We start from the raw sequence: 16,850 nt of genomic DNA on the forward strand, positions 1-16,850 counted from the left end.
GCGTCCGGCCTGAGGAGTTCCGGGAGGCGCGCCCGGTGTTGCGCGGCCTCCCTGATCGACCCATGGCCCCCCGGGTCATCGGTATGTCCTTAGGCGCAGTCCCGGCAGATCAGCTGCGCAGCATCGGCGAGTCGGGTGCGGTGGTGGACGGGGAAGCAACTGCTACAGGTGAATTCGTCGGCCTGTTCGGGATGACGCGGACGGTGAGTTCTTCGCCGGACAGGTCGGCGCCGGGCAGTTCGAAGGACTCGGCGGTGTCGATGTCCACGACGGGGGACTGGGTGTCTTTCCGGCTGGCGGTCAGTTGTTCGAGGGAGGTGTCCGTCTCGTCGGATTCGGTGACTCTGGGGGCGTCGTAGTCGGTGGCCATAGTTGTTCTACCTCATGCTCTGGGTGTAACGGACCCGTCAGGTTAGAGGATTCGGTTCCCGCGACACCCGCCCGGGGGCGGTGGGAACACGATTCGATGGGATGAATGGGATTGTGCTCGCTAGTTGTGTCCGTGCGACCTACCGAGATCGCGGAGCTTATCGGAAAGGCGATTTGGTCGGTTGCCCGTCCACATGGTGGGGACGCGGGAGGGAGGATGGATCCTGACGGGTGTTGCAGGAGCCTGTTGTTGTCCCTTCGACGACTCCACCGACCGAAGTCGGGGGTCCGGTCGGTGGAGTCGTCACGAATGTCGTTCCTGCCACGCTGGTTGTTACAGGATGTGCCGTCAGGGATCGGCCGAACTTCGGCTGGGCGGCGGGGTTATCGATCTTTTTGTCCGCGTCGAGGGTGCCGTCGCGGAGCGCCCCTTTGACGGCGCACAATCCTTTTCCAGGTTGATGATCGCGGGTTACCGCGACTCGGGGACGAGAAGCAATCTGATCGGTTGTACCCCTCAGCTGCGTCTTGGATGAAACGGTTCGTCGGCGTCGGTGCCACTGTTCGATGGGTCGTCGCCTGTGATTGTCGGTTCGCCGGCGTGGGGCGGTGTCATATGCCCGGTTCTCGACTCTGGCTTGGGATTCGGGTCACCGGTTGCATGGGCGGGCGAGCGGAGCCCGCCGGTCGGGCAGTAGATGCGTGGGTTGGTGACGTGGGCGACGAGACCGCCTCCGGCGCGCAGCGGTAGCGACTGGGCCCTGACACGCGCGCGACCAGTCCGGGGTGGGGTGGTCAGTGACCCGACCGGCACGATTACGGGAGTAGTCGGTTCGGTGTTGCTGGGTTATCTCGGCGGCATGTCGAATTGTGTCCACTCTTGTTCCCACTGGCGCAACCGGTTACGGGCCAGCAGTGTGTGTGCGAGGACGGTGGGAAGCAGGACGGCGCCGGCGGCTGATGCCCATACTCCGACTGCGGCGCTCACGGCGAGCACGGTGTTGTCGCGGCTGCTGGGGATGGGGCCGGTGAGGTTACCGTCGGCGTCGACACTGATGGTGATCGTCTGACCCGACTTGGCGGGCCCCTCGGTGGGCACTGGTGCGGTGCGCTGCCCGTCCGCGGTGGACCAGCGGGCTCGGGCGGTGTCCTGGGTGCCGGCGGCGGAGCGAACCGGGACTTCCAGGGTGTCGGGTGCGGGGTGGGTGTCCTCGAGTAGAACGGCCGACACCTGATGCACGCCGGCGCGCAGTGCCTGGGTCTGGTGTTCGAGCCGGGTATGTGTCGCGGTTCCGAACGCGGCGGCGACGGGGATCGCCAACAGAATCAGTATTGCGGCGAGTAACACCACGGTGGCCTCGAGGCGGTCACTTCGGCGCATCAGGTGGTTCCGGCTCCACGGACCCAGCCGCCACCACCGGATCGGTGTGGCCGGCGCCGGCGCCGATTCCTCGGGGCGCATTTCGTTCACCCCCAGCAAGGGTCGTTTCTCTTGCTTTGATTGTGCGACGAAAGTGGGGTGCTGTCGCCTACACCGTGTTCTGGGGGATTGAGAACTGCGGGGATCGCAGGCCTGTCGCTGCGTCGACACCCATAGGTCGAGTTCCCCATCGCCCACCTCCGTGAGGTCGTCGTGGTTCCGCGCCGGTCGTCGACCCTCTCGAGGAGTGCGACGAGCTTCTCGGCGCTGGTGAGGTCGGTGTCGGAGTCTGTTGTCGAGGAAGGTGTCCTTCGTGCTGAAGGCCTGGGCGTCGAGGTGGTTCCGCAGCGAAGCTGGACAGGGGAGTGCAACTCGGATGTGGGTGCTCTCGGAGGGGAGGTGACCACGGTTGGGGATCGCCGGGGAATCTGATTTTGGTCTCGGCGCGGGTGGGGACTGCATCCGCGGAAGGCTCAGCGTTCGGACATCACTCGGCAGGCCCGATGGGTGGGGACCGTCCCCGGTGGTACGCGGTAGACGGGTGATGTGGGATGACTTCCCACGACGCGATTCGACGGTGGGTCGCGCAGCAGATGTGCCTGGACCTCGAGACCGCCGATCCGGCCGTCCTGGCTTACCTCGACGAGGTGACGGCGGTGGCCGAGGCGGGATATGTGCGGTCCCTTCTCGAGTTCGGGAGTTACTGTCCCTTGGTCGGTTGATCCCGGTGTCGATTTCGTGGATGGCGAGGCAGAGATGGATGCCGCCGGCGGCGATGGCTGTCCGGCTGACGTACTGTCCCTTTGCCGGAGCGTTCGCCGTGCCTGCGTCGATATCACCCGGCCATTTCACGATGCTCTCGCACGCCCGGCGCTGGCTCGGGGGGCCGACTGCTGGGTGTTCGGAGGTGAGAGGGCACTGCCGGGGAGCTGGGAGATCGGAGTGCACCCAGCGCGCCCCGATCCGATGAGGAACCCACGATCGCCACCGTGGCGGCGAGGATCAGGACGAGCGCACAGGGTGTCATCGTGCGGGGATGGTTCGATCGATCCGCTCAGGAGGATTGCTTCGCCGGAGGAGCGCGATTATCGGATGGGAACTGAGGAGCGCTGTCCGCTCGTTGACGGAGGCACGTTCACCAGTTCCGGTCGCGGAGCGGGGCAGGCGCCGTACCGATGGACCGCGGAGGAGTGGTCACGGTGGCGTTCCTTCGGATCTGCTGTGTTCGTCGCTGCGGGTGTGTTGGGGCGGTGACGAGCTGTTCGGCGGGTACGCCGTGTGTGGTGGGCGCGCTCATTTTCGGACATGCCGCCCCAGATGCCGTAAGTCTCGGCGGCGGTGAGGGCGTGGGCGCGGCAGTCGGCGAGCACGGGGCAGGCTTGGCAGATTTGTTTGGCGGCGCGCTCACGTTGGCTCCGGATCGAGCGGCGTTCGCCGTCGGGGGAGAAGAAGATTTCGGTGTCGGCGCCGCGGCAGGAGGCGTGGTGCTGCCAGTCCGGGTTGATGCGGTGGTGCGAATGATCAGGCACTACGGGATAAGTCGCTTTCGGAGTCGAGCGGTGAAACGATTCGCCGGCAAGAGCGGGCACGCACTGGTGCGAATGGTGGGATCGCGCCGAACGCTGACGGTCTGCACAGTCGATCGATGCGGGTGTGTGGTTGGTGTGGCCTCCTTGAAACAGCGTTCGCGAAAACCGTGGTACGGCAATACTTCACGAACGCATCACGGTTCACTTCGGCGCTGAGGAGTCCGTCAGGCAGTGACTGCTGTAGTCGCTGCGGCGCCTCATCCGCAGCCGAAGCGGGGTGAGTGTTGCGTTGATGCCTTGTCTCGACATCGGTGGTCTGGAAGACGTCCGGGTGTCCGGAGGTTTCCACACACCGTTCCTCGTCTCGTGAGCGAGTCAACCGGTGTGATTGCGATGCTATCGGCCCTCTGGTGGACGGTTGAGAAGAATCGCTCGGAAGTAACTGGCATCACATCGGCAGTCTCGGGCGTCGCGAGCTGACGTCAGCGCCCGGCTGACGTCGGCGAACGGGCTGCGCGGCTGATTCGACACCTTGGTATCCGATTGTGTGGCCGGTCCGCCTACCGTCAGAAGCTCGCCGAAGGCCCGAGGAAGCTGCGGGTACATGCACGGTTCTCCGGTGGGCGCGGTCCGAAGCTATCCCTAGTGCCTTCGCCGGTGTGGGCGTGGCACCAGCATGTCTGCCGGCCGTGTGATTAGGGTCGGGGAGGTGACCGGGAACGAGCGGGTGGTGATGTTCGACCTCGACGGCGGGCTGGCGGACCTGTCAGAATTTGCTGAATATTTGACCGTCGGTGATGCGGGTGGGAACCGTCGGCAGGCGTGGCAGCGGTTCTTCGAGCACGTCGGGCAGGCCGCGGTTATCGAGCCGGGCCGAGATCTGGTGGAGGCGGTGGCCGCGCTGGGGTTCGTGGTGGTGTATTCCACGACCAGGCCGGTTTCGTCCGCGGCGCAGACCCGGATATGGCTGAGCAGGAACGGATTTCCCTCTGGTCGGGCGTTGTTGTGCCGGTCTCGTGAGGATTACCGTTCCGCGGTCGAGGTCAAGGCCGGCCATTGCCGGGCCGTGGGGCGGTGGTTGTCGGCGTTCGTCGACGACGAACCGGAAACCGTGGACGCGCTGCGGTTCCGCGGGGTGCGGGCGCACTCGTTCGGCGAGTTGTCCGGGCTGCGGGTGCGGGAGTTGCGGGCCATGCTGACCGCCGGGACCGGCGGGAGGTCGACCGGCCACACGATGCGTCGGCCACGCGGTCAGGGACACCGCGATGCGCCGCACCGCAGGCGCGGCGCGGTGACGTAGGGAGCGGACTGAGCCGGTTCCCCGGACTGGGATGGGCCGTCGCCGGAACGATCGAGGGCGGTGCTGACGCTGTCCGCCCGTATCGCCGGCTTTCGCGGTCCGGCGGGTCGCCGGGGCCGCGCTGAGCTGTTGTCCGCCCTGTACTGCCTGGATCTGGGGTTGAAGGTTGCTTACAGGGGAGGTGCGGGTTATGCCGATCGTGACCGGACCCGTGCGTGGTGTCGTGATACCAGGAGAAATTCCTCGATAGCGGAGGCGACCGAGGCGGCCCACCTGCCTCAACATCCAGACCGTGTAGTCCCGGCGGTTGCGGTGGGCGTTGCTCGACTGGGTCACCGTGTGTGATTGTGGGGTAAGTGTTTGCGGGGTGGTCAGTGACGGTCGCCGTCGTCGACTCAGTAGCTGAAGGTGTATCTGCTGATGCCGGGTGAATCGGTGGTCAGGATGGTCTGTAGGGACAGATCGGACCAGGTGTGGACGCCTTGGGCCCGCAACTGAGCGACGGCCTGCGCCTGCGCGTCCTCTGCGGCGGAGCCGGCCGGCAACTCCAGTGACAGGCGTTCGATTCCCACCGGAACACAGTAAGCCAGCAGCACGGCCCGTATTCTTCCCCCCGTCCCCGGGGGCGGGGCGGCCTCGGCGAGTGTGACGAAGGAGGAGATCGGGCCGTGCGGACCGGATATCGGTGTTGGTGGTCCTCAATGGTGTCCCGAGCGCTCTCGATCATTGTTGGCAGGCAGTCCAATCCGCTTCCTTGATCGTGCGCGCAGCGGATGCCAGCGCGAGACTGGACGGACACGATCGGAGCGACGGGCCACGGGCGACGCGCTTCGTGGTCGCAGGGACTTGCGACGGTGGGGTCGAGGACAATCCGGAAGCGGCGGCGATGGCCGGGTTGGCGGGTGGGACAGCCAGCCGCAGCCCCCACCTAGGTATCAGCTGGGGGGCGTTACACGGTCAACTCGCTCGTAATGGCGAGCGGCGCATCAGTGATCGTGGTGAGCGGGGAGTGTTCATGTCCAGCGAGTGTGATCCAGGCCATGGCACATTTTTTCACCCACCCGAATTACCGACCGGTAAGTGCGATTCCGCGAGTTGGCTGCTGGATACATGATGATTCGGTGACACTGCCGAGTCCGGGGTCGGGGTGCGCCTGCGGCGGAGTCGGCGATGGCGGAACCGTCGTTTCTGCGTCGCCGGAGCCGGGTCTGGGGAATCCGGCATCCGTTGACGAATAAAAGACTTGGGGGTAATTCTGCTGTGCCGCAATCTCTTTGCCGTCTTCGGAGCTGTTCACGCGGTCGACGGTTCCGGGAAGGTTCGAACACCCCTGTGTGAGGTGAGGCACGGTAGTTTCTGTGGGGGGAGTCGGGCGTCGGGAATGGGTGGTTGCGACGTTGACGTCGAACCTGAACCGTCCAGGCCGCGATTCGGGTATGGGTGTCGGTACTTCGGCCGATGTGCAGGTGCCGACATCGGTTCACTGTGTGGTGCATTGTCACCGACGGTGCCATGGAGAAATCTTGCACGTTGAGGGAAGAGAAGTGTTGTGATGGCACGGACTACGGCAAATTTGGGCGCTGCATGTGCTGCATGCGCTGCATGTGTTGCGTGTGAGTGTGGTGGGCACCGTTCTCTACGCCGGGTTGGTCATCGGGGTGGTTGTGGTGGCGGTGTGGAAGTTCCCGATGCCGGGCGTGTAGGCCCGCAGGCGGGTGTGGCCGGCCGGCGGCCGGTGGTGGAATCCCGCTACCTCGTTCGGGTATCACCGGGCGCAGTTCGGTCACACGCGAGGGGGGTGGTGCCCGCGGGTTCGGGTAATCGCTTCATCGAGGTGCGGTGCCCACGCCGGGCACCCTGGCCGGTGGGAAAGGACGAGCGAAGTTCGGGACGGGTCTGGGCGCGTTGATCGGTCTACTGGTGGTGGCGCTGGTGGTGGTTCCGCTCTCGTTCGCTGTGGCGGTACGTGCGGATGCGACGACCCGACGCCTTATCGGGTCGCGGGCGCCCGAGGAGAACCGGGGTGGATTGCTCGCGGTGGCGGAGGAGGTGGTCGGTGTGATCGGTGGCGGCAGCGGGCGACGCGGGCATGGCTGATCTGCGGCGGCGCCTCGCTGCTCGCGGTGCTGGTCGTGGGTGTGCTGATCTGTATCGGGTAAGGCCCGCGACGTCCGCTCGCGTACAGGGCCGGTCGGTGCATGTGCTCGATCTCGGGTGTTCGGCGAGCGAAGAGGTGCACCACCATGGCCGGAAACAGCGGCAAGCGGCCGGTCGATGGCCCGGAGTTGACGATCGGTGTCCGGGTATTGGTCCACGGGAGCGCCGAGGCCGACCTCACCGGTGAGGTGGTCGAGGATTACGCGGCAGTGACCGACCCGGGCGGTGGTGGGCACGAGTGGGCGCCGGTGCATCGGTGGGCGGTCGCGCTCGACGACCGGCGGCTGGTTTTTGCCCACACCGAAGACCTGACCATCGATCCGGGCTTTTCTCGCTCCGCCCCGGAACCGAACCCACACCCGGATTTGGATTCGGATTCGGCCACCCGGCCGGCATCGGGCAGAGTGATCGGCGGCAGAGCATGCCGCCCGCGGATGCGTTCGACCTGAGAAGTTTCGGGAAGGCGTGGCGCCCGGTGATTCGCAGGGTCTCGATCTATCCCGAGGCCCATTCGTATAGGCGGGTGGGGGTCGGGTTGTCGCTGCGTGAGCGTGGGGTGACCTGCGTAAACGGTGGCGGGACCCGTACACTGTGGGCACCGACCGCAGCGGTAGTCGGCCTGAAGTAATGAGGGAGCGAGAGATGACCGTCGTCAACATGAAGGTCACCCGGCAGAAGCTCATGCAGACCGCGATCCTGAACAAGGTCGAGCGCGAGCATCTGCCCCTCGACACCGTCCGCGTTCGCCGCAGTCTGCAGAGTGTCCGCGAGCATGTGAGTCGCAGCCCGTATTTCGCCGACTTCCTGGATCGGTGGGAACGAATCGTCGAGGACAACGACGTCGAGACCCTTCGTCGGATCGTGGAGTCGGACGACGAGACTGGGAGCGAGATGCGCAACCTTTCCCCGCTGCACGTGCTGCTGACCGAGGATGAACGCATGAAGGTCCTCGATGATCTGCGTGAGCTCGTCCTGAAGTGAACCGCGAGGAGCTCGAGCAGGTCATCAAGGCGGCCTGCGCGAACCTCGACGAGGGTCAGGTGATTGTCTTCGGCTCCCAGTCGATCCTCGGGACCTACGACGAAACGGAGTTGCCGGAGTACGCGACGTTGTCGCGTGAGGTCGATGTGTTTCCGCGGAGCGGCATCGACGCTCCGGCGTCGCCGGCAGTGGTGGAGAAGATCCTCATGCTCAACGGACACCTCGGTGAAGGCTCGCCGTTTCATGAGTCTTTCGGCGTGTACGTCGAGGGGATCCACAAGGACGTGGTGGTCCTGCCGAAGCAATGGGACAACCGGCTGGTCGCGGTGAAGGTCGAGGACGGGTCGGAATACGGGCGCACGGGCTTTTGTCTCGATCCGGTCGACCTGTGTGTGTCCAAGGCCATTGCTGGTCGTGAGAAGGACCGCGTGTTCGTGGCGGCTCTCGTGGAGGACGGGATCGTCACTGCCACTCAGATTCTGGGCCGCATCGACGATTACGGGATCGAGTGGCCCGACAGCTACGACGCTGACAAGGATGTGGCACTCGGTCGGGCCCGGAACTGGCTTGCCGGCCTCGAGAAATTCGACGACGGCCGCGGCTGATCGGGACGAAGCCGCGCCGGACCAAGTCTGAACGCAGACCGCGGGGCGACCGTGATCGGCCTGCACCACCTCCTGTCGGCGGGGGTCCCAGCGGGGGCGCCGCGGTCGATCCTCGACGGGAAAGCAGAGGCACTGAACGCCCTTGTGACGGCGATAGCCACGGATCGGGGCCTTGGGTGGACGAACTGGACCCGCTGACCCCTGGGTGGCCCGCCTGGGGCCTGGAAACGGCCCTGTGGGCGCTGCATGGGATCGCCGGGATGAAGGCGACGAACCTGATCGCCCGCACACGTCCCCGGCTGTTTCCGATCTGCGGTTTCGGTGGTCAGTCAGGTCCTGGGCACCGTGCGGGCTCCTCTGAATCCGGTTCGGGAGGCCCTTCGCGCCGACGGCGGAGCGTGGCATCGCCGGTTGCTGGTCGATCCGGGAGGAGGCCGGCCTTCCTGAGGAGCTCTCGGCCTTGCGGGTGTTCGATGTGATCGCGTGGATGGACGGGGAAGAACCGGGGCCTCGGAGAGCGCCCTGAAACTGGGAAGATGATAGGTCCCGGTGCTGTCTTCGGCAGGTGCGCGAGGATGATGGGTATGCGGATGAAGTTTCACGAGCAGCTCGACGAGCTGACAGACGGTCTGGCGTCGATGTGTCGGCTGGCCGGGGAGGCGGTCCAGGCGGCGACCGAGGCTCTGGTGCTCGCTGACCTGCCGCTGGCGGAGCGGGTGTTCGACCTGAACGAACAGATCGAGGTGTTGCGCGGTCCGTGTGAGGACTTGGCGATGGCGCTGTTGGCGTTGCAGGGCCCGGTGGCGCGTGATCTCCGTCAGGTTGTCACCGGTGTGCACCTTGTGGCGGATCTGAGCCGGATGGGCGGGCTGGTGCAGCATGTGGCCGAAAGTGTCCGCCGGCGTCATCCCGAGCACGTCGCTTCCGGTGCGGCGGAGGAGTTGCTCTCCGAGATGGGGCGGGTGGCGGCCGAGTTGGCCGGCCTCGCCGAACGGGTCCTGCGCACGCACGATCCCGAACTGGCCGCCGAGATCGGTAGACGCGACGACGAGCTCGACGATCTGCACCGGCGGTTGCTCACCCTGATCGAGGATCCGGCCTGGACCGGCAGCATCCCGGCCGCGGTCGATGTGACCTTGTTGGGGCGTTTCTATGAGCGCTTCGGTGACCATGCCGTCGTGGTCGGGCGCCGGGTGATTTTCCTCGTCACCGGGGAACAGATGGCCTCGTAGGTCGTCACCGTCACGGGCCGCATCGCCACCGATCCGAGGGTGGAATTCGCCCTGCCGTTGGTGTGCGCGTTCGTGCCGATGGCGGCGTTAGGGGCATGGTTCTTCATGACGATGGAGCTGTTCTTCACCCCGACTGAACCTGCTATTCGGGTTGTTCGAGGGCGTCGGTGATGCGTTCGTGGACCGGAGGTTTCGAGGTTCTGGCCGGCGGTGCGGGCGGCAGCATGGGCGCGGGTGTTTATGTCGGCTGGGCCGGATGGGGATGCGGTGGCGGGGCCTGGGGTGGGTTGCTGGTTCAGGTCGTGCTGGAGGTGCTCACACATCTCGTTGATGCGCAGAGATGCAAGCTCGGTGAGGATCTTCGGTACTGGTAGTGCCTGAGCAAGGCCGTTTGGCGCCGGCTGTCCTCGAGGGCCTTCGTCGTTCTCGCCGGTGATTGGGATGTGCCCGGCGACCGGGGCGGAGCCGCCGGTGCGCTGACACCCCCGAGCCTGCTCGTGGGTGCCGGGGCGGTGACACGCCGCGAGGGGGAGTTGGTGATGGACTGCTCGACATCGCAAGGAGCCCTGTGATCTTCGCGGTGGGTTGGTGGGCCGTGGTGGCCGGTTGTCGGGGGCGGGTGGTTTCGCCCGTGAGGTGAGCATCGGGTGAGGCGCCGGCTAACAGCGGACGGGATCGGTGTCGTCTACCCGCGGGTGTATCTGGTCATCGCTTTTGCTCTCGTTGGAGCGACGAGGGGCGGCGCACAGTGTTCCTCGTGGCCCAGCGAGGGTGGCGGCTTGCACGCACCTGAGCAGGCCCTGTGTCACGAACAGAGAGGTGTTCCATGAGTTGGCCCAGGGCGCCCTCGTCACAGGCGGGGGAGGATGTCCATCCACACGCGCAGTGGTGGCCGTCCGATGGCGGGTACGTCGACGAATACGAGGGAGCGCTGCGGCGAGGTCCAGTCGCGCATGTCGAGTGTCGAGCAGCCGGGGGTCGGTTCGAAGCCGCTGGTGCACAGCACGCTCACCCCGGGCTCAAGTGGGGTCAGAACGCGGGTTCCCGGCACGTCGGGGTTCCAGAAGCCGGGGTCCTGCGGACCGAGCACGTCGTTGACGAACACGAGGGAGCCGCGAGGAATCGGCGGGGCGGCGGGGTCGGCGCCAGCGGGGGCTGAGCCGATCAGAACCGTGGCAGCGGCCAGAGCGAGGGCGGCGCCGGTACGCCGTCCGGAGGGGATCGGCGGGGCCATGTCGGACTCCTTGGTCTGCGAATGTGCGGAAAGCGTGTCCTCACGTTAGTCGTTGTCCCACGTCGAGCTGCCGCTTCGGGTGACTGATCGGGAATCGAAGATTCTGACGTAATCAGGAGCAGGTCAGGCGGTTCGCACTAACCCATTCAATGGTGGTCCTTCGGTGTGCTCCGGCCCGGCTCATCGTCACGGCCGCGGGGACCCGGCTTTACCCAACACAAATGTTGGGTAGGATGGGTGTATGGCGACGGTCAAGGCACGAGACGAGGCAGTGACGGCGGCTGCGGCGAAGAAGGCCGCGGGGCGTGCGGCGCGGGCAAGTGGTCACGGGGGCAGGTCACCGCGGGTGGCCGCCGATGATCCGTTGTCGGCGGAGCGGGTGCGCTACCTGACCGGCGCGTTCGGTGGCACGCAGCTGGCGGCGATCGTCGGGGTGAACCGGTCGCAGCCCTCGCGGTGGATCAAGGGTGTGGAGCGGCCGGGCCCGGCCGCGGCGCCGTTGTTGATCGACCTCGAGCACGTCCTGGCCCGCGCCCGCCTGGTCTGGGGGGAGACGGCCGCTCACACGTGGCTCGAGAGTGCCAACGCGTATCTCGACGGGGCGCGGCCGCTCGATGTGCTGCAGCTTTCCGGGCCTGCTCCGGTGCTCGAAGCGTTGGATGCGCAGGCGTGGGGCGGGGCCGCCTGAGTGCTGGTCTACCGCATCTTCCCGTACTTGCCCGCGGCGGCACCGGGGCAGCCGGGGCACCCGTTGTATGAGCATCGGCCGCAGCGCGGCGGCCGGATCGATCACCCGGATTATCACGTCTGGTACCTCTCCCGACTGGCGGAGGCGGCCTGCGGAGAAAGCTTCGGGAACCTCGCCCGTTGGGAGGCGTCGATGCTGGAGTTCCCGCTACTCCCTGGTTCGCGGCGCGCACTGGGGGTGTTCGAGTTGCCCGATGATCTGCGGATCCTCGATCTGGACGATCCGGCCCAGTTGGTGCGGTTGGGATTGCGCCCGACCCAGGTGGTGACCCGGAATCTGACCATCACCCAGGGGTGGGGGCATCGGATCTGGTCGGAGACCGAACCCCACACGGGGGATCGGGCGTGGCAGGCGGTGTCGTGGTGGTCGTATCACCGCCCGCAGTGGTCGGTGCTGGCCTCCTGGCTGCGACCCGCACTGGTGCGGGTCGAACCCCTGGACCTGGAGCATCCTGCGATCCTCGACTCGGCGAAAGCCTTGCAGCGCATAGTGATATGACTGTCACTGGGTCCCGGTCGTTGACGCGCGCTGCCGCCTGGGAGACGAACTCGGCCCGCGCTGACGCATCGATCACCGGTAGCTGCGCACCCCGGCCGCACCAGGGTGGGAACGCGAGATCGCACGCTAGGTCATCGGGGTGGAATGTCGAACTGTTTCCACTCCCTGTGCCAGTGCCGTAACTGGCTTCGGTTGCAGTCTGTTCGAGTGCCGCGGAGAGAACAATGGCGCCCGCCACGGGTGCTCGATACTGTGCATGTGGCGGCCACGGTGTTTCCGGCTGCCTGGGATGGGCCGGTGAGGTTGCCGTCCGCGTCGATGCTGATGGTGATGATCTGGCCGGCCTTTGCGGGCCGGTGGGCGCGGCGGCGGTGCGCTCCCCAAGGTCTGTGGGCCCGCGGGCTTGCACGGTGTTCTGGCTGCCGGCGGGTCGAAGCGAGTACGTGACAGTGTCGTTCACGGCAAAAGCCCGCTGACCCCAGCCGCCGCCGCATTGTTGTTGATACGTGTTGATACGTCGGGACCACGGCATGAGACCACGCCCCTGCACGGGCCCGGCGGGCCACGCCGCACAGTCGGTGGCCGCTCCTCGACCCTAGGTGATACCGACTCCACCGGCGGTTTGTCGAGCATCCCCCGTTCGACGTCAACGTCGATGATCGACCTCCGCCGTGTGCCTTACGACGACCGACTTGCAGCCATCGACGCCGGGGCCACCGCAAGGCCGGCCAGCGTTTTCGGCGGGGTCGACTGTCCGGTGCGCGGAGCGACTCTTTCGCGCGCACCAGGACGGCCAGGCGGCGCTGGACCCTTCGGAGCAACCGTGTGTCTCAGGCGCGCCAGTATGGTCGCCCGATTCGGTGAGGTGTGCAGCGCAATTGCGTTTCCGAACAAGCCGCGCGGGTATCCCGTTCGCAGGACGAGGAGGTCTGAGGAATGCCTGTTTGGGGATGGATCTTGATCGCGGTTATCGTCGTGATCGCCGTGGTCGCGGTCATCGTTGCGCGCTTGGCCAGCAGCCGTCAGCGGACGGAACGGCTGAGGGGACGCTTTGGTCCCGAGTACGAGCGGACTGTCGGAGAGGTCGGCAACCTAGACGCCGCGGAAGACGAGCTCGCCGCGCGCGAACGAAAGCGGGAGAAGCTCGATATCGTCGCGTTGCCGCCCGAGGCGCGAGCGAGGTACGCCGACTCGTGGCGGACGGTGCAGATCGAGTTCGTCGACAATCCATCCGGTGCGGTCGGGGCGGCAGACCGGCTCGTGATCCAGGTCATGCGCGAGCGTGGTTACCCGATCGACGACTTCGATCAGCGGGCGGCCGACATTTCGGTGGATCACCCCAAGGTCGTCGAGAACTACCGAAGGGCGCACAGCATTTATCTGGCGCAGGAGCGGGGCGACGTCGGTACCGAGGATCAGCGTGAGGCGTTCGTGCACTATCGGGCGCTATTCGAGCAGTTGCTCGAAACGGATGAGAACAAAGACAAGCCGAAGGAGACGCGCGCATGACCACCCCAGATCAGCAACCCGAGAGCGCCAGCCCGACCGGGCGGGTGGAATCACCGACGACGGCGCCCGGCACTTCGGGTGAGGGAACCGCATCGGGTGAGGGAACCGCATCGCGGGCCGAAACAACCGAATCGCCGACCGAAGCTCCAAGATCTGCAGCCGAGAGCACCCAGCGGTCCACTGACACCTCTAGTTCTCCGGTTGGGGACCAGCGGTCGACTGATGAGCCCGTCCGCTCGACGGAAAATGCCCAACCGTCCGCTGAGGAGACCGAATCAGCGTCTGATCAGACACTTTTTGGTGAGGACGAGTTGTCGGTCCTCCGCTCGCGTTGGGACGAGGTTCAGTCGGGCTTCGTCGATGATCCCAGAGAGTGTGTTCACAAGGCCGATGGCCTCGTGTCGGACGTCGTCGACCGGATCACCACCGGATTCTCGGAGACCCGTTCCCGGCTCGAGGAGCAGTGGGCTCGGGGCGAAGAGGGCTCGACGGAGGATCTTCGTCTCGCGCTTAAGCGGTACCGCGAGTTTTTCCAGCGGCTGCTCGCACTCTGAGGAGGACAGAGCCAGGACAACGGGCTGCGGAGTTACCCCGGAACCACTGCATCCTGCCGCAGCTGGCGTTCTCGGTCACCGAATCGCTCGGACACCGTCCTCGACGGGCCGATGCCGATAGCGGAGCAGTGCGCGCGACCCACCTCGTGGAGTGGGTCCGAGTGTGGCAGGCCGCCAACCGCGACCCTGTACGCCTGCGGGCGGTGCGGCTTTCGGGACCAATGCTTATCTCAGGGTCGTCGCCACAGGTCCACACCGTGAACGAACGACCTCGGTCGCGTGGGTTGCTGCCTCTGCCCCTTGTGGCGAACTGTCGCCGGTGTCGCGCTGAGGGCCGCGGCGCCGATACACAGCAGGGCCGGGAAATTATCCCGAAAGGTGTAGTCATGATCGGTGTTGTGTTCGACTTTCCTGCAGGTATCGGGAGCGTGACGTTCTGGCCGTGGACGTGGTGGAACTCGTTCGCGACCTGGTGGAATCAGTCCTAGTGGAGTTGGTGATGATCGGACTGTTGCCGGACCTCTTCTTGGCGAATCCACTCGAGGAGGGCGTATGGCCGTTGATCCTCGAGTGGAACAACTTCGTCCGATGGTGGAACCCGCTCTGAAATCCGGCCAAACCGCGTCGCATGGAGACTGTCGAGCACGCCGCGTCGAGGGTACGACTGTCCGATCGAGCTCCGACGTCGGCGGGGTGCTGCGGTTCAACGGTGCTCGGTGATCACACCGACCTCCCGGGCCTTCCAGCCTCGACCCCCCGACCTGTCATCGCCACGTCGCGCCGACGCCACCGACTGCGGTGACGTGTCACCTTTCTGCGGCGCGCTCATTGTCATGTCATGTCCTGATGCGAAAACAGAAGTGGCACTGCATAGGTATAGGGCGGATATATTGCGTTGCTGTGCCATTCAATCGATATATACGAGCGCGTGTACTGAAAGGCGAGCACGCCAACGGTTTCCGCGAGACGCTCGAGTAGGCTCCGGCAAGGACGACGACCAAAGAGATTCGTGAGTGGGCGATCGGAGAGGGCCGTGAAGTGTCGCCCCGTGGTCGGATTTCGGCCGAGATCGAGCGAGCCTTCCATGACGCTCAGGCAGAAACGGCGCCGGCGAGGAAGGTAGCCGCAAAATCCTCGGCCGCGCAGAAGTCGGTCGCGAAGAAGACGGTCGCGAAGAAGACGGTCGCGAAGAAGACGGCCGCGGAGAAGATAGTCGCCAAGAAGGCGCCGGCGAAGGGCGCGGCGGCGGTCGGCAAGGCTCCGGCGAGGACGACGACCAAAGAGATTCGTGAGTGGGCGAGCGGAGAGGGCCGTGAAGTGTCGCCCCGCGGTCGGATTTCGGCCGAGATTGAACGAGCCTTCCATGACGCTCAGGCAAAGGAGGTTCAGGCAGGAGCGGTGCCGGCGAAGAAGACGGCTGTGAAGAAGGTAGTCGCGGGGAAGGCTCCGGTGGAGACGTCGGTCGGTCGTGAAGAAGTCGGTCGCGAATGGGGCGGGCAACGAAGGCGGCCGCTGTGGAGTCGGTGGCGAAGGCGGCGGCCGCAGAGAAGATGGTCGCGAGGAAGGCTCCGGCGAAGACGTCGGTCGCGAAGACGTCGGTCGCGAAGACGTCGGTCGCGAAGACGTCGGTCGCGAAGTCGGCGGCTGTGGAGTCGGCTGCGGAAGCGACGGCCGTGAAGAAGGCTCCGGTGACGGGAGCGGCGGGCACCGCTCCGGCGAAGGCGACGACCATGGAGATTCGTGAGTGGGCAATCGGGGAGGGCCGGAAAGTGTCCTTCCGCGGCCGGATTTCGGCCGCGATTGTGCGAGCATTCCATGAGGCTGCGGCAAAGTTGCCGCTACCGCTCGGTTGAAACGGGGGGGTCCGCTGATGAGCGTGACCGACCGACTCCTGTTGCCGCGGTGTGCCGTCTCGGGTGATCCCGTGTTCGGCACCGTGGAGGTCACCATCGAGGAGCTTGCTGAGCTGCTCGAACGCCAAGTCCCTCCCCGTGGCCAGGATGTTGCGCTGCACTGAGGCCGCCTTTCGTGTGTGTCGAGCGGTGCGCTCTGATGACCGCCCGCTCAGGGCGGGATGAGGCCGTGGGCGGTCGAACCGCAGCAGACCTCGAGTGTGGACTCGCCATGTTCGCCTATATACGCGGACGACTTTGTGCGTCGGAGGGTTATGGACTTCCGCATCCCGACGACTGCGCTCGATGAGGCTTCCGATGAGCTGAGCAGTGTCGAATGATCTCGTGCGATCCGACGTGATTAACGGCGGTCTGGCACCCCGAGGTGTGGTAATCGTGATGGAGCCACCTGTGGGCAGGGCTCGGTGGTGGGTGGTGTGGGTCAGGTGGGATGACGACCGCAAATGCGTTGGTCGCGTTTCGTTCATAGATGCGCCCGCATGAGAGCAGGGTGATCGCGGAGAGGGTGATTCCCGCGGTCCCTAGTAGGGCCCGCGACGATGCCGCCTCGTTGTTGGCTACCACGGAGTAGCCAGAAGAGGGCTGCGATAGGAGTGGTCGCCGATCCAGAGTGAGGTCGTTGGTGCCCGGCATGCTCGTGCACCGTGCTTCGAACTGCCTGGTCGAGCCGTGCCCTTTCTCCCGGGTCAGGCCTCGTACCAGGTGTCCAGTAGATCGAGAACCGTACCGGGCGGGTGTCGCGTCGATCCACCGCGCCTGCCACGCACGGCAGAATGGGGCTCTCCCAGGCGCGAACGTCGA

General features: G+C 65.8%; 20 protein-coding genes and 2 pseudogenes. 16 read left to right on the forward strand and 6 right to left on the reverse strand.

The window, feature by feature from the left end; all coding sequences use genetic code 11:
- Positions 1-89 precede the first annotated feature (89 nt).
- Together L1080_RS36780 and L1080_RS36785 are read right to left on the reverse strand one after the other, a co-directional pair.
- A pseudogene (locus L1080_RS36780) lies at positions 90-370 on the reverse strand (DUF4193 domain-containing protein).
- Between the two features lie 846 nt (positions 371-1,216).
- Positions 1,217-1,831, reverse strand: a complete 615-nt coding sequence (locus tag L1080_RS36785) for an Rv1733c family protein (protein ID WP_250773916.1) — start codon at positions 1,829-1,831, stop codon at positions 1,217-1,219.
- A gap of 509 nt (positions 1,832-2,340) precedes the next feature.
- Here L1080_RS36785 and L1080_RS36790 point away from each other — a divergent pair.
- Positions 2,341-2,511, forward strand: coding sequence for a hypothetical protein (locus L1080_RS36790; protein WP_208963860.1), 171 nt, complete (start codon positions 2,341-2,343; stop codon positions 2,509-2,511).
- A 363-nt stretch (positions 2,512-2,874) separates the two neighbouring features.
- Here the strand turns inward: L1080_RS36790 and L1080_RS36795 are convergent, their stop codons facing one another.
- Positions 2,875-3,318, reverse strand: a complete 444-nt coding sequence (locus L1080_RS36795) for a WhiB family transcriptional regulator (RefSeq protein WP_208963859.1) — start codon at positions 3,316-3,318, stop codon at positions 2,875-2,877.
- Positions 3,319-4,027: 709 nt separating this feature from the next.
- Here L1080_RS36795 and L1080_RS36800 point away from each other — a divergent pair.
- Entirely contained in the window at positions 4,028-4,618 is a 591-nt protein-coding gene (locus L1080_RS36800; RefSeq protein WP_244461468.1) for an HAD family acid phosphatase, read from the forward strand.
- A gap of 395 nt (positions 4,619-5,013) precedes the next feature.
- Here the strand turns inward: L1080_RS36800 and L1080_RS36805 are convergent, their stop codons facing one another.
- Positions 5,014-5,190: a hypothetical protein gene (locus L1080_RS36805; RefSeq protein ID WP_250773818.1), complete on the reverse strand. Its 177-nt coding sequence runs from the start codon at positions 5,188-5,190 to the stop codon at positions 5,014-5,016.
- A gap of 1,285 nt (positions 5,191-6,475) precedes the next feature.
- On the opposite strand from L1080_RS36805, the pseudogene L1080_RS36810 reads away from it, so the two are divergent.
- The 7 genes and pseudogenes from L1080_RS36810 (at position 6,476) to L1080_RS36840 (ending at position 9,967) form a co-directional block, all read left to right on the forward strand.
- Positions 6,476-6,777 (forward strand): annotated as a pseudogene (locus L1080_RS36810) (hypothetical protein).
- An 84-nt stretch (positions 6,778-6,861) separates the two neighbouring features.
- Entirely contained in the window at positions 6,862-7,224 is a 363-nt protein-coding gene (locus L1080_RS36815; protein ID WP_250773820.1) for a hypothetical protein, read from the forward strand.
- Between the two features lie 193 nt (positions 7,225-7,417).
- Positions 7,418-7,756, forward strand: coding sequence for a hypothetical protein (locus L1080_RS36820; protein ID WP_250773822.1), 339 nt, complete (start codon positions 7,418-7,420; stop codon positions 7,754-7,756).
- On the forward strand, positions 7,753-8,361 hold the full coding sequence (locus tag L1080_RS36825; RefSeq protein WP_250773825.1) for a DUF6036 family nucleotidyltransferase: 609 nt from the start codon (positions 7,753-7,755) through the stop codon (positions 8,359-8,361). The genes L1080_RS36820 and L1080_RS36825 overlap by 4 nt, the downstream gene beginning before the upstream one ends.
- Positions 8,362-8,782: 421 nt before the next feature.
- The gene (locus L1080_RS36830; protein WP_250773918.1) at positions 8,783-8,887 is read left to right on the forward strand and encodes a DUF6308 family protein; all 105 of its coding nucleotides are present in this window, start codon (positions 8,783-8,785) and stop codon (positions 8,885-8,887) included.
- 58 nt (positions 8,888-8,945) lie between these two features.
- On the forward strand, positions 8,946-9,593 hold the full coding sequence (gene phoU, locus L1080_RS36835) for a phosphate signaling complex protein PhoU (protein WP_250773827.1): 648 nt from the start codon (positions 8,946-8,948) through the stop codon (positions 9,591-9,593).
- 170 nt (positions 9,594-9,763) lie between these two features.
- Positions 9,764-9,967, forward strand: a complete 204-nt coding sequence (locus L1080_RS36840) for a hypothetical protein (RefSeq protein ID WP_250773836.1) — start codon at positions 9,764-9,766, stop codon at positions 9,965-9,967.
- A 476-nt stretch (positions 9,968-10,443) separates the two neighbouring features.
- Here L1080_RS36840 and L1080_RS36845 read toward each other — a convergent pair whose 3' ends face one another.
- Positions 10,444-10,827: a hypothetical protein gene (locus L1080_RS36845; protein ID WP_250773838.1), complete on the reverse strand. Its 384-nt coding sequence runs from the start codon at positions 10,825-10,827 to the stop codon at positions 10,444-10,446.
- A gap of 241 nt (positions 10,828-11,068) precedes the next feature.
- On the opposite strand from L1080_RS36845, the gene L1080_RS36850 reads away from it, so the two are divergent.
- The 5 genes from L1080_RS36850 (at position 11,069) to L1080_RS36870 (ending at position 14,743) form a co-directional block, all read left to right on the forward strand.
- Positions 11,069-11,515 (forward strand): antitoxin Xre/MbcA/ParS toxin-binding domain-containing protein, encoded by a 447-nt coding sequence (locus tag L1080_RS36850; RefSeq protein WP_250773840.1) that lies wholly within the window; start codon positions 11,069-11,071, stop codon positions 11,513-11,515.
- Positions 11,516-12,073 carry an RES domain-containing protein gene (locus L1080_RS36855; protein ID WP_250773842.1) on the forward strand — a complete coding sequence of 186 codons (558 nt, stop codon included), beginning with the start codon at positions 11,516-11,518 and terminating at the stop codon, positions 12,071-12,073.
- 936 nt (positions 12,074-13,009) lie between these two features.
- Entirely contained in the window at positions 13,010-13,582 is a 573-nt protein-coding gene (locus L1080_RS36860; protein WP_250773844.1) for a hypothetical protein, read from the forward strand.
- The gene (locus L1080_RS36865; RefSeq protein ID WP_250773846.1) at positions 13,579-14,136 is read left to right on the forward strand and encodes a hypothetical protein; all 558 of its coding nucleotides are present in this window, start codon (positions 13,579-13,581) and stop codon (positions 14,134-14,136) included. Before L1080_RS36860 ends, L1080_RS36865 begins: the two co-directional genes overlap by 4 nt.
- 442 nt (positions 14,137-14,578) lie before the next feature.
- Entirely contained in the window at positions 14,579-14,743 is a 165-nt protein-coding gene (locus tag L1080_RS36870) for a hypothetical protein (RefSeq protein ID WP_250773848.1), read from the forward strand.
- A gap of 484 nt (positions 14,744-15,227) precedes the next feature.
- On the opposite strand, the gene L1080_RS36875 is transcribed toward L1080_RS36870, so the two are convergent.
- Positions 15,228-15,416 (reverse strand): hypothetical protein, encoded by a 189-nt coding sequence (locus tag L1080_RS36875; RefSeq protein WP_284708388.1) that lies wholly within the window; start codon positions 15,414-15,416, stop codon positions 15,228-15,230.
- A gap of 207 nt (positions 15,417-15,623) precedes the next feature.
- Here L1080_RS36875 and L1080_RS36880 point away from each other — a divergent pair, with 207 nt between their 5' ends.
- Complete coding sequence (locus tag L1080_RS36880) at positions 15,624-15,989, forward strand: Lsr2 family DNA-binding protein (protein WP_250773850.1); 366 nt, start codon at positions 15,624-15,626, stop codon at positions 15,987-15,989.
- A 17-nt stretch (positions 15,990-16,006) separates the two neighbouring features.
- The gene (locus L1080_RS36885; RefSeq protein ID WP_250773853.1) at positions 16,007-16,153 is read left to right on the forward strand and encodes a hypothetical protein; all 147 of its coding nucleotides are present in this window, start codon (positions 16,007-16,009) and stop codon (positions 16,151-16,153) included.
- Positions 16,154-16,850: the final 697 nt, after the last annotated feature.

The sequence above is a fragment of the Rhodococcus sp. MSC1_016 genome, assembly GCF_023667485.2.
GTDB classification, from domain to species: Bacteria; Actinomycetota; Actinomycetes; order Mycobacteriales; family Mycobacteriaceae; genus Rhodococcus_F; species Rhodococcus_F oxybenzonivorans.

Coding starts and splice junctions, on each gene's coding strand:
- L1080_RS36785 (WP_250773916.1), bottom strand. CDS start 1,831: ATGCGCCCCGAGGAATCGGCGCCGGCGCCGGCCACACCGATCCGGTGG.
- L1080_RS36790 (WP_208963860.1), top strand. CDS start 2,341: ATGACTTCCCACGACGCGATTCGACGGTGGGTCGCGCAGCAGATGTGC.
- L1080_RS36815 (WP_250773820.1), top strand. CDS start 6,862: ATGGCCGGAAACAGCGGCAAGCGGCCGGTCGATGGCCCGGAGTTGACG.
- L1080_RS36820 (WP_250773822.1), top strand. CDS start 7,418: ATGACCGTCGTCAACATGAAGGTCACCCGGCAGAAGCTCATGCAGACC.
- phoU (WP_250773827.1), top strand. CDS start 8,946: ATGCGGATGAAGTTTCACGAGCAGCTCGACGAGCTGACAGACGGTCTG.
- L1080_RS36840 (WP_250773836.1), top strand. CDS start 9,764: ATGCGTTCGTGGACCGGAGGTTTCGAGGTTCTGGCCGGCGGTGCGGGC.
- L1080_RS36845 (WP_250773838.1), bottom strand. CDS start 10,827: ATGGCCCCGCCGATCCCCTCCGGACGGCGTACCGGCGCCGCCCTCGCT.
- L1080_RS36850 (WP_250773840.1), top strand. CDS start 11,069: ATGGCGACGGTCAAGGCACGAGACGAGGCAGTGACGGCGGCTGCGGCG.
- L1080_RS36860 (WP_250773844.1), top strand. CDS start 13,010: ATGCCTGTTTGGGGATGGATCTTGATCGCGGTTATCGTCGTGATCGCC.
- L1080_RS36865 (WP_250773846.1), top strand. CDS start 13,579: ATGACCACCCCAGATCAGCAACCCGAGAGCGCCAGCCCGACCGGGCGG.
- L1080_RS36880 (WP_250773850.1), top strand. CDS start 15,624: ATGGGGCGGGCAACGAAGGCGGCCGCTGTGGAGTCGGTGGCGAAGGCG.
- L1080_RS36885 (WP_250773853.1), top strand. CDS start 16,007: ATGAGCGTGACCGACCGACTCCTGTTGCCGCGGTGTGCCGTCTCGGGT.